The organism is Xanthomonas sp. WHRI 7064 (assembly GCF_040202355.2).
Taxonomy (GTDB): Bacteria; Pseudomonadota; Gammaproteobacteria; order Xanthomonadales; family Xanthomonadaceae; genus Xanthomonas; species Xanthomonas arboricola.
In genome coordinates, this window is sequence record NZ_CP167821.1 from 2,100,293 (window position 1) to 2,112,013 (window position 11,721).

Sequence of the window (11,721 nt, forward strand, 5' to 3'; positions counted from 1 at the left end):
GAAATTTTCGGCATATTCTATTCCTCCTACGAATACAGCTGCGTGGCGATACCCCATGGCAAATTCCGGCACTCCCTGGTTCAACGCTGCCCGCCTCAAGACGCGCCAGCTGCTGCTGCTGCTGCATCTGCACGAACAACGCTCGGTGCTGCGTGCGGCCGAGGCCGCCAGCATGACCCAACCGGCCGCCTCCAAGCTGCTGGCGGAAATGGAAGACATGCTGGGGGTCAAACTGTTCGAGCGGCATGCCCGCGGGGTGGAGCCCACCTGGTACGGCCATGTGCTGATCCGGCGTGCGCGTGCGGCGATGTCGGAGATCGGCCGGGCGCAGGAAGAAATCGCCGCGTTGCGCGCCGGGCGCATGGGCCAGGCCTCGATCGGCACCGTGGTCAATCCGGGCACCAACCTGGTGCCGCAGGCGATCGCCGAGGTCAAGCGCGAGTTCCCCGACATCCTGGTGCGGGTGGAAATGGACTACAGCCGCCCGCTGGTGGCCAAGTTGCTGGACGGCCAGCTGGACATCGTGATCGGCCGCATCCTGGGGCCCGAAGGCGTGGGCGAGCTGGAGTTCGAGCCGCTGGCCGACGAGCCGCATTCGGTGATCGCGCGTGCCGGCCACCCGCTGGCCAGCCGGGCCGGCCTGCAGCATGCGGATCTGGTGCGGCATGGCTGGATCCTGCCGCCGGCCGACAGCGTGCTGCGCGCGCGGCTGGATTCGATGTTCATGGAGCACGGCGTGCAGACGCCGACCAACGCGATCGAGACCTCGTCGCTGCCGGTGACCTCCACGCTGCTGCGCGGCACCGACATGCTGACCGCCTTGCCGGTGGAGTCGGTGGCGCCGCTGATCCAGGCCAAGCTGCTGACCGTGCTGCCGATCGAGCTGGGCGTCCGCATGGAGTCGTTCGGCATCATCCGGCGGCGCGATTACATCCTGCCGCCCGGGGCCGAGCGCATTCTGCAGGCGCTGCGCACCACCGCGCGGCGTTTGTACCCCGGTCTGCGCGGGCCGGAATCCACTGGTTAAGCGGGCTCTTCCATTTGTATTCCGGCACGGCATACCAGGCTGTGAATTTTTCATTGGCTGGCGCTAGACCACGCGCCTATATCTGTGAGCCAGATCGCACGCTGAAGCGCACGTGAAGTCGGGCAGGTGATCGGCGGCCAAGCCGCCATGCAGTGAGAAGTGGAGCCGGGCGGCGACGTCCGCGTCCTGCACGATCATGCGGCCCGTTGACGGTGCCGCGACAACCAGTCTTCAGTCGTCTTGCGTCCTGGGAGGGATTCAGATGTACAAGTTTTCAAGCCATGCCTCGGCAGGGACGGGCGTGCACGCACGTCGTACCCCGCGTTTGCGTCATTCCGCCATGGCCGTCAGCATCGGGCTGTTGCTCGCCGCACCGGTGTACGCACAACAGACCCAATCGTCCTCGACCGCCCCGGCCGGCAAGACCGCCGGCAGCGCGGTGGATCTGGACACAGTGGAAGTGCGCGGCGTGCGCGCCAGCCTGATCAAGTCGCAGGTGATCAAGCGCGATGCCAGCCAGATCGTGGATTCGGTCAGTGCCGAGGACATCGGCGCCTTGCCCGACCGCAGCGTCACCGAAACCCTGCAGCGCGTCAGCGGCGTGACCATCGATCACTTCGCCGCACGCAGCGACCCGGACCATTTCTCCGCCGAAGGCAGCGGCGTGATGATTCGCGGCCTGACCCAGGTGCGCGGCGAACTCAATGGGCGCGACATCTTCAGCGCCGCCAGCGGTCGCGGCCTGAGCTTCGAAGACGTGCCGGCCGAGTTGATGGCCGGTGTGGACGTCTACAAGAACCCCTCGGCGGAAATCATCGAAGGCGGGCTGGGCGGCACGGTCAATCTGCGCACGCGCATGCCGTTCGACAATCCGGGCCGGATCGTTGGCGGTAACGTCGATTACAACTACGGCGACATGAGCAAGAAGTACAAGCCGTCGGCCTCGTTCCTGTTCAGCGACCGCTGGAACACCGGCATCGGCGAAATGGGCTTCATGATCGATGTCGCGCATTCGGAGCTGGCCACGCGCTCGGACGGCATCCAGGTGGAGCCGTACGTGCGGCGGACCGATGAGGCCGTGCTGGCCGGCAGCGGGCGCAGCGAAGTGTTCGTGCCGGGCGGGGTGAACTGGCGTCAGCTGGATTTCGAGCGCAAGCGCGACGGGATCGCGGCGGCGTTCCAGTGGAAGCCCAGCGATGCCACCGAGATCTATGCGCAGTTCCTGCGCTCGCGCTACGAGATGAACTGGCAGGAGCGCGCCGCGTTCTTCAACGACAGCAACAACAGCATCACGCCGGCACCGGGCACCACCTTCGACTACGACGATCGCGGCGCCTTCCTGCGCGGCTCGCCGGTATCCAGCTCGTGGCGCGGGGTGCTCACCGGCGATGGTGTGCGCTTCAATACCGATAACCGCTATTCCGAACAGCGCACCACCACCACCGACATGTCGGTGGGCTTCAGCCATTTCTTCAACGACAACCTGCAGATCAAGGGCGATATGCAGCTGGTGGAGTCGGAGAACGAACAGCTGGATTTCACCGTGTTCAGTGCGACCTATCTGCCGGGCCTGTCGTACGACGTGTCGGGCAAGTATCCCAGCGTGCAGATCGCCAATCCGGCCTTTACCCAGGACCCGTCCAACTACTTCTGGGCGGCGGCAATGGACCACCTGGGCAAGAACCGCGGGCGGCAGCTGTCCACGCGCGTGGACCTGGAATACACCTTCGATGACAGCAGCTGGTTGCGCTTTGCGCGCTTCGGCATGCGCGCCACCGACCGCAACCAGATCAACAAGAATTCCGGCTACAACTGGGGCGTGATCTCCGACAACTGGGCCGCCATTCCGGGCACCAGCAACGGCCTGGCGAATATGTCCGAGTTCATGACCGACCAGTCGTCGTTGTTCACCTTCTCCGACTTCTTTCGCGGCGGAGTGAACGTGCCGACCACGCTGGTGGTGCCCAACAGCAGCCTGGTCAACAACTACCGCTCCGCCTCGCAGATGATCCAGCAGATCGTGGCGCTGCGCGGCTACGGCTGGGCGCCGGACACCTATCAGCCGCAGGACACCAACCGCCAGCACGAACGCACCCAGGCCGCCTACGCGGCGCTGTACTTCGGCAACGACGAGGCCTGGGGCGTGCCGGTGGACGGCAACATCGGCATCCGCGTGGTGCAGACCAAGACCCAGGCCGAAGGCTTCGGCCAGTTCCAGAACCTGGCCGGGCTCAATGTCTCGCCGGAGCTGCAGGCGCGCTATACCGGGCAGTACTTCGAGAACAACTCCCAGGGCAGCTATACCAACGTGCTGCCCAGCCTGAACCTGCGGCTGCGCTTCACCGACAGCCTGCAATGGCGCTTTGCCGCCTCCAAGGCGATGGCGCGCCCGGACTACACCCAGCTGCAGCCGTACGTGTTGCTCAACGTGGAGACCAACGACGCCGGCCAGGCCACCGATTTTGTCGGCACCGCCGGCAACCCGAACCTCAAGCCGATGGTGGCCAACCAGTTCGACACCGCGCTGGAGTGGTATTTCGACACCAGCGACATGCTGTACGCCACGCTGTTCTACAAGAAGGTCAAGGATTACTTCTCCACCCAGACCCGCAGCGAGATCTACGACAACCGCCCCTGGCTGGTGACGCGCCCGTACAACATGAACGAGGGCACCATCCGCGGCGTGGAGCTGGGCTATACCCAGTTCTTCGATCAGCTGCCGGGCTGGCTGAGCGGGTTCGGCGTCAATGCCAACTTCACCTTCGTCGACAGCCAGGGCGGCGCCAACACCGCCACCGACCCTTACACCAATACCACCGTCACCGGTGTCGAGTTGCCGCTGGAAGGCCTGTCGCGGCGCAGCTACAACCTGGCCGGTATCTACGAGAAGGGCCCGTTGTCGCTGCGCCTGGCCTACAACTGGCGCTCGCGCTACCTTCTGACCACCAGCGATGCATCCACCCGTCTGCCGACCTGGGCCGACGACTATGGCCAGCTCGACGGCTCGTTCTTCTACCGCTTCAACGAGCACCTGCAACTGGGCGTGCAGGTCAACAACCTGACCAACACGGTGACCAAGGTGTTGATGGGGCCGACCTCGTACGAAGGCGGTGAGGTGGACCCGCGTCTGTATACACGCTCCTCGTTCGTCAACGACCGGCGCTATTCGCTGGTGCTGCGCATGAACTGGTAAGCGAAGGCCATCACGGAACTGCCGTGTGCGGGCTCGCAGACTTGAGCCCGCTTTGACCGATCCGGCCATCCGGATCCGCAATGCCAGACCCGGCGGGTTTGTCGGCGTTGCTATAGGTTTTACGAATACCTTTCCAGGAATATTTCATTGGTGTGGCACGACGGCGCCGCCCTATGCTCCGGCCGCAGCCGCTAGGTAAGCCTCGTCAGGATTACCACGCATCGCACCCGCCCGGCCTACCGGTCGTGGGCGGATGCGGGCCAGCACCAACGACGGGCAGGGCGTTCGCGCACCGACCCGCTAAAAACTAGAAGTACATGCGTCCTGGGAGGGAGCACCATGTCAGTGCAACATCGCCACATTCCGGCAGGCCGGACTGTGGGTCAGCGTTCGATCCGTGATTTCCGCCGCTCCGTGATGGCCCTCAGTGTGGCCACGCTGTTGAGCGCGCAGGCCTACGCGCAGGACGCGACCACCACTGCCGCCCCGGCCCAGGACTCCACCACCCAGCAGCTCGACACCGTGCAGGTCACCGGCACGCGCAGCAGCGTCACCAAGGCGCAGCTGGTCAAGCAGAACGCCGAGCAGATCGTCGATTCCATCGTTGCCGAAGACATCGGCAAGCTGCCCGACAACAACGTCGCCGAGGCGCTGCAGCGCATCTCCGGTATCCAGATCTCGCGCAACTACGGCGAAGGCAGCTCGATCGCCATCCGCGGCCTGACCCAGGTGCGCACTGAACTCAATGGCCGTGACATCTTCACCGCCAACGATGGCCGTGGCCTGAGCTTCGAGGACGTGTCGGCCGAATTGCTCGGCGGCGTCAACGTGTACAAGAATCCCTCGGCCGACATGATCGAAGGTGGCCTGGGCGGCACCGTCGACCTGCGCACGCGCCTGCCGTTCGACTACGACGGCCGCAAGATCGCCGGCAGCGTCCAATACAACTATTACGACCTGGCCGACGACGGCAAGCCGGCGTTCTCGGGCCTGTTCAGCGATCGCTGGCAGACCGGCATCGGCGAGATCGGCCTGCTGGTGAACTACTCGCAGCAGAAGAGCCCGTTCCGCCAGGACACCATCTCGATCGAGCCGTGGTATACGCAAACCGATCTGCCGGGCTATGAAGGCCAGGGCGTGTCGGTGCCGCACGGCGCCGGCATCAACACCACCATCGGCGAGCGCGAGCGCAAGACTGGTGCGTTCGCGATGCAGTGGCGCCCGAACGATTCGGTCGAGGTCTATACGCAGGTGCTGCGTTCGGATTACGACTTCAGCTGGCACGATTATTCGTTCTTCGCCCTGACCGGCGCCAACCCGATGCAGGGCTTGCCGGGTATCCAGGTCAACGACCGCAACGAGTTCGTCAATGGCTCGTTCCAGAACGTGCCGACCGAATCCAACACCAGCCTGACCGAGCGGCATTCGGTGACCACCGATTACTCGCTGGGTGCCAAGTGGACGGTCAACGAGAAGCTGACTCTGAGCACCGACTTCCAGTACGTCGATGCCACCACCAAGGGCACGCGCTACATCATCGCCACCGGGCAGGACACCAGCCCGCAGTTCAACGTCGACTTCCGTGGCGATCTGCCGCGCCTGTCGGTGACCGATGCCAGCGGCGCGGAAGGCTACCTGGCCGATGCCAACAACTACGACGGCTGGCGCTGGCACCTGGACAACAAGGACGACAACAAGGGCACCGAGTTCGCCTGGCGCGCCGACATGGACCTGGCCTTCGACAGCGACTTCGTGCGCAGCTTCAAGGCCGGTGTGCGTTACACCGACCGCGATGCCGAGACCAAGGGCAATATCTACCGCTTCATGTGCATCAACGATTGCTCGGGCACCCCGTTCTCGCAGTACCCGACCATCGGCCTGGTGACCAACCCGATCACCGACTTCTTCCGCGGTGAGAGCAGCACCTTTGGCCGCACGCTGACGGCTGCCGACTCGGCAGTCGCCAACTACGAGCAGACCCTGGCCACCTTTGGTGCCAGCCCGCTGGAATTTGCGCCCAACAACATCAATACGCAGAACGAGAAGACCTACGCGGCCTATGGCGTGTTGCGCTTTGGCGTGGACAGCGACTCGATTCCGTTCGACGGCAACATCGGCGTGCGTGTGGTGCGGACCGAGGTGGGCTCGCAGGGCGTGCGCACCGGGACCGACAGCGAAGGCGGTGGCCTGATCCCGGTGGATGCGCAGCAGACCTATACCGACGTGCTGCCCAGCTTGAACCTGCGCTGGATGCTGAGCGATCAGCTGCAGTGGCGTTTTGCGGCCTCGCGCGGCATCTCCCGTCCCACCTTCGACCGGCTCAACCCGAACCTGAGCCTGAGCACCGGCACCTCCAATGGTGCCTCGACCTTCACCGGGACCGCGGGTAACCCGAGTCTGGAAGCGGTCAAGGCCGACCAGTTCGACACCGCGCTGGAGTGGTACTTCGGCCAGGGCTCGATGATGTACGGCACCTTGTTCTACAAGAAGGTCGAAGGCTTCATCGCCAATGCCGTCTTCAACGAGGTCTACGACGGCCAGGTCTGGCAGATCACCCGTCCGGTCAACGGCGATGCCGGCAAGATCCGCGGTGCGGAACTGGGCTACACGCAGTTCTTCGACTTCCTGCCGGGCTGGCTGAGCGGCTTCGGCCTGCAGACCAACTACACCTATGTCGACAGCGAGGCACCGAGTCCCACTGCCACCGACACCAACGGCCAGGCACTGACCGTGCCGCTGGAAGGCCTGTCCAAGAACAGCTACAACGCGATCCTCAGCTACGAAACCTCGCGCTTCCAGGGCCGTGTGGCCTACAACTGGCGCAGCGACTGGCTGGTGACCACCGCGGGCAACGGCACCGGCAACCTGCCGGTCTACAACAAGGGCTTCGGCCAGCTGGATGCCTCGCTGCGTTTCAACATCAATGATGTGTGGTCGATTTCGCTCGATGGCGTGAATCTGCTCGATACCCGTCGCGAAAGCTATCTGGGCACCGAGTCGCGCTACCGTGACTTCGTGATCAACGATCGTCGGTATGGCCTGACATTGCGGGCCAGCCTGTAGAACGCGCCGTAGGAAGTGCGTCTCCGGTCCGGCGAGCTGTGCAGGCAGCCCGTCGGGCCGGTGTTTTTCCTATCGACGGCATGCCGTCGATCGCAAGAGGAGCCGGAGGAATGATCGCTGTGATCGATCCGCCTACTGTGCGCCGCGTTACCGCAGCGATGTGGCCGGTCCGTGTATGGCTGGCACTGCTGGTGCTGTTGTCGCTTTCGATTTTGCCGCTGCAGGCCGCCGATCCGGCGGTGCAGGGGCCATACCAATGGCGCAGCGTCGCCATCGGCGGTGGCGGATTCGTCACCGGTGTGCTGTTTCATCCCGCCGAGCGCGATCTTGCGTATGCACGCACCGATGTCGGTGGTGCGTACCGCTGGGATGCGCGTGCGCAGCAGTGGGTGGCGCTGACCGACTGGCTGGGCGCCGACGACTGGAACCTGATGGGAATCGACGCATTCGCGGTCGATCCTGCCGACCCGCAGGCGCTGTATCTGGCCGCAGGTACTTACATGCACGAGCGCGCCGGCAATGCTGCGGTGCTGCGCTCGTTCGATCGCGGCCGCAGTTTCGAGCGTGCCGAGTTGCCGTTCAAACTCGGCGGCAATCAATTGGGCCGTTCCAATGGCGAACGGCTGGCGGTGGACCCGCACGATGGCCGTGTGCTGTTGCTCGGCTCACGGGATGCGGGCCTGTGGCGCAGCGACGATCGCGGCGCGCACTGGGCGCGGGTGGATGCATTTCCCGCCGAGGCAATGGCGGGCGCGACGGCGCGCAATCATGTCGGACGCGAGCAGGCGGTGGGCATCGCCTTTGTCGTCTTCGATGCTGCCAGCGGCCGCGCCGGCCGTCCGACCCCGCGCATCTATGTCGGCGTGTCCACCGCGCAGACCAGTCTGTATGTCTCCGACGACGCCGGTCGCAGCTGGTCGGCGGTGGCCGGGCAGCCCAAGGGCCTGCGTCCCAGTCATATGGCCGGCGGCAGCGACGGGCAGTGGTATCTGAGCTACGGCGACCAGCCCGGGCCGGACCTGATGGCCGGCGGCGCGCTGTGGAAATACACCCCGGCGCAGGGGCGCTGGAGCGAGATCAGCCCGATCGCGCAGCCGGCCAGCGGCGATGGCTTCGGCTGGGGTGCGGTGGCGGTGGATCCGCAACAGCCGCAGGTGCTGCTGGCCAGCACCTTCCGCCGTCGTAGCCCGCGCGATGAGCTGTTCCGCAGCGTCGACGGCGGGCGCAGCTGGACGCCGTTGCTGGCGGGCGCGCAGTTCGATCACAGCGCAGCGCCGTGGACCGCACAGGCCACGCCGCACTGGATGGGCGCGCTGGCGATCGATCCGTTCGACAGCAACCACGCGCTGTTCGTCACCGGCTACGGCATCTGGGCCTCGCGCAACCTGCAGGATTTCGCCAGGCAGCAGCGGCCGTTGCAGTGGTGGTTCCAGGATCGCGGGCTGGAGGAGACCGTGCCGCTGGATCTGCTCAGCCCGATGCAGGGCGCGCACCTGCTCAGTGCGCTGGGCGATATCGACGGCTTCCGGCATGACGATCTGGAACGTGCGCAGCTGCAATACGCCGGCCCGCGCCTGACCAATGGCGAGAGCATCGATGCCGCCGGGCAGGCCGCGCAGTGGGTGGTGCGCAGCGGTACCGTGCGCGATCGCCGCAACAACGAGATCCGTGCGCTGTATTCGCGCGATGGCGGCGCGCAGTGGACGGCGTTCGCAAGCGAGCCGCCAGCCGGGCAGGGCGCCGGCAACATCGCCATTGCCGCCGATGCATCCCATGTGGTGTGGGCGCCCGAGAAAGGCGGCAACTGGCGCACCGCCGATTTCGGCAAGCACTGGCAACGTGTGCAAGGCCTGCCCGAGACAGCGTTGGCGGTGGCCGATCACGTCGATGCGCGGCGCTGGTATGCAGTGGATACCGCCAGCGGGCGCTTGTACGAGAGCCGCGATGGTGCAGTGAACTTTCGCGACACCGGTGCACAGGCCGGCAACCCGGCGCGCGACGAACGGGCGCGCCCGCAGCTGCGTCCGGATCCGTGGCGGGCAGGGGTGGTGTATCTGGCCAGCCCCGCGCTGGGCGTGATGCGCTGGCAGGACGGGCGTTTGCAGACCTTGTCCAAGCCGGACGAGGCGCGTTCGCTGGGCATCGGCAAGGCACTGCGTGATGGCGCACCGCCGGCGCTGTATCTGGCCGGCCGCGTGGATGGAGTCGACGGCGTGTTCCGCTCCGACGATGAAGGCGCGCACTGGTTGCGCATCAACGACGACGCGCACCGGTTCGGCAAGCCCTACAGCGTCACCGGCGACCCGCGCCTCCCTGGGCGCGTGTACTTCGCCACCGGTGGGCGTGGCATCTTCTACGGCGATCCACGATGAGCGCTGCGTCCCTGCGTGTTTCATCGCGCTGTCTTACCGTGTACGGCGGCATGCGCCGTCGCATCGCTGCGCGCCGAGTGGCCGCGCCGACCCTGGAGATCACTGCATGACCGTTTCCCTCATCCGTCGTGGCTGCCTGTTGGGCCTGGTCCTGGCCAGCCCTGCCGCATTGGCGCAACCGAGCCTGCCGTTGTTGTTTGCCGATGGCGCGGTGCTGCAGCGCGACCAGGCGATGCCGGTGTGGGGCTGGGCCACGCCCCATGCCGCGATCACGGTCAGCTTCGACGGCAAGCGGGCCACCGCTAAAGCCGATGCCAAGGGCCAGTGGAAGGTCAGCCTGCCCGCGCACAAGGCCGGCGGCCCCTATGTGCTGAGCGTGCAGGGCGACGGCGGCGAGTTGCAGGTGCGCGATGTGCTGGTCGGCGATGTGTGGCTGGCCAGCGGCCAATCGAATATGGAGTGGCCGCTGGCGCAGGCCAGCGATGGCCCGCAGGCGGTGGCGGCCGCCAACGACCCGCAGTTGCGCCACTTCAAGGTACCCAAGTCGTGGTCGCTGCAGCCGGAAGCGCGCCTGACCGGCGGCGACTGGAAGGCTGCCACGCCGGACAACGCCGGCGAGTTCACCGCAGTCGGTTATTTCTTCGCCAAGGAGCTGCGCGCCAGCACCGGCGTGCCGATCGGTATCGTCAACAGCACCTGGGGCGGCAGCGCGATCGAGGCGTGGATGGATGCGGCCTCGCTGGGTTTGGATGCCGGGCAGAACCAGGGTGCGATCGAGGCGATCAAGCAGCGCGATGCCGCTGCGCAGGCCGCCACCGGCAAGCGCATCGCGCGCTGGCCCAAGGTGGATGGCGAGATGCCGCAGTGGCGCGAAGCGACATTCGACGACAGCGACTGGGACAGCATCCCGACCACCCAGCAGTGGGAATCCAGCGGCTATGACGGCATGGACGGGATCGCCTGGTATCGCACCACGGTCACCCTGAGCGCTGCCGAAGCCAAGGCCGGCATCACGTTGGGCGTGGGACAGATCGACGACTCGGACATCACCTACGTCAATGGCCAGCAGGTCGGCACGACCGAAAAGCAGTGGAACCTGCCGCGTGTCTACGCCGTGCCGGCTTCGGCCTTGCATGCAGGGGTCAACCACATTGCGGTGCGGGTGGAAGATCTCAGTGGCGGTGGCGGCATGCATGGTCCGGACGAGCAGCGCTTCGTGCAGACCAGCGCCGGTGCCAAACGCGCGTTGGGCGGCTGGAAGTTCCGCCCCGCCGCCGTGCGTGTATCGCTGGTCGACAACAAGAATCAGCTGCCCACGCTGTTGTACAACCAGATGATCCATCCGCTGCAGCCGTTCCCGGTCAAGGGCGTGATCTGGTACCAGGGCGAAACCAATGCTAGCGACACCGGCGCGCTGAAGTACCGTGAACAGTTCGCCGCGATGATCCAGCAATGGCGCGCCGAACGTGGCGCGAAAACGCTGCCGTTCCTGTGGGTGCAGCTGGCCAACTTCAAGGCCGGCGGCGACAAGGGTGAGCTGAGTCCGTGGGCACTGTTGCGCGAGTCGCAGTCCAAGACGCTGGCGCTGCCGGCGACCGGGCAGGCGGCGATCATCGATATCGGCAACCCCACCGATATCCATCCCACCAACAAGCGCGATGTCGGCCATCGCCTTGCGATTGCTGCACGTCATGTGGCGTATGGCGAAACGCTGGTGTACAGCGCGCCGGTGTTCAAGCAGGCGCGCTTTGCCGATGGTCAGGCAATGCTGAGTTTCGATCTGCAGGGCAGTGCCTTGCAGGTGCGTAATGGTGGCGAAGTGCAGGGCTTCCGCGTCGCCGGTGCCGACAAACACTTCCATCCGGCCACCGCACGCATCGAGGGCGATCGGGTGATCGTGCGCAGCGACGCGGTGGCTGCACCGGTCGCGGTGCGCTACGGCTGGAGCGAAAACCCGGACGACGCCAACCTGGTCAATCGCGAACAGCTTCCCGTTTCCCCCTTCCGCACCGATACCTGGTGACACGGAGTCCTATGTCCATGCATTCCCCCGTTGCACGTTTGAT

5 protein-coding genes are annotated in these 11,721 nt (G+C 65.6%); all 5 read left to right on the forward strand.

The features are described 5' to 3' along the window. Positions 1–55 precede the first annotated feature (55 nt). The 5 genes from ABQY74_RS09205 to ABQY74_RS09225 all read left to right on the forward strand — a co-directional run bounded on the left by ABQY74_RS09205 (position 56) and on the right by ABQY74_RS09225 (position 11,678). Entirely contained in the window at positions 56–1,027 is a 972-nt protein-coding gene (locus ABQY74_RS09205; protein ID WP_016903232.1) for a LysR family transcriptional regulator, read from the forward strand. A 262-nt stretch (positions 1,028–1,289) separates the two neighbouring features. Beyond that, the gene (locus ABQY74_RS09210) at positions 1,290–4,220 is read left to right on the forward strand and encodes a TonB-dependent receptor (RefSeq protein ID WP_349794260.1); all 2,931 of its coding nucleotides are present in this window, start codon (positions 1,290–1,292) and stop codon (positions 4,218–4,220) included. A gap of 339 nt (positions 4,221–4,559) precedes the next feature. Then, a complete protein-coding gene (locus ABQY74_RS09215; RefSeq protein WP_104589189.1) occupies positions 4,560–7,283 on the forward strand; it encodes a TonB-dependent receptor in 2,724 nt (907 codons plus the stop codon). Between the two features lie 110 nt (positions 7,284–7,393). Further along, the gene (locus ABQY74_RS09220) at positions 7,394–9,655 is read left to right on the forward strand and encodes a cellulase (RefSeq protein WP_349794258.1); all 2,262 of its coding nucleotides are present in this window, start codon (positions 7,394–7,396) and stop codon (positions 9,653–9,655) included. Between the two features lie 106 nt (positions 9,656–9,761). Beyond that, the gene (locus ABQY74_RS09225; RefSeq protein ID WP_349794256.1) at positions 9,762–11,678 is read left to right on the forward strand and encodes a sialate O-acetylesterase; all 1,917 of its coding nucleotides are present in this window, start codon (positions 9,762–9,764) and stop codon (positions 11,676–11,678) included. The last annotated feature ends 43 nt before the right edge of the window (positions 11,679–11,721 follow it).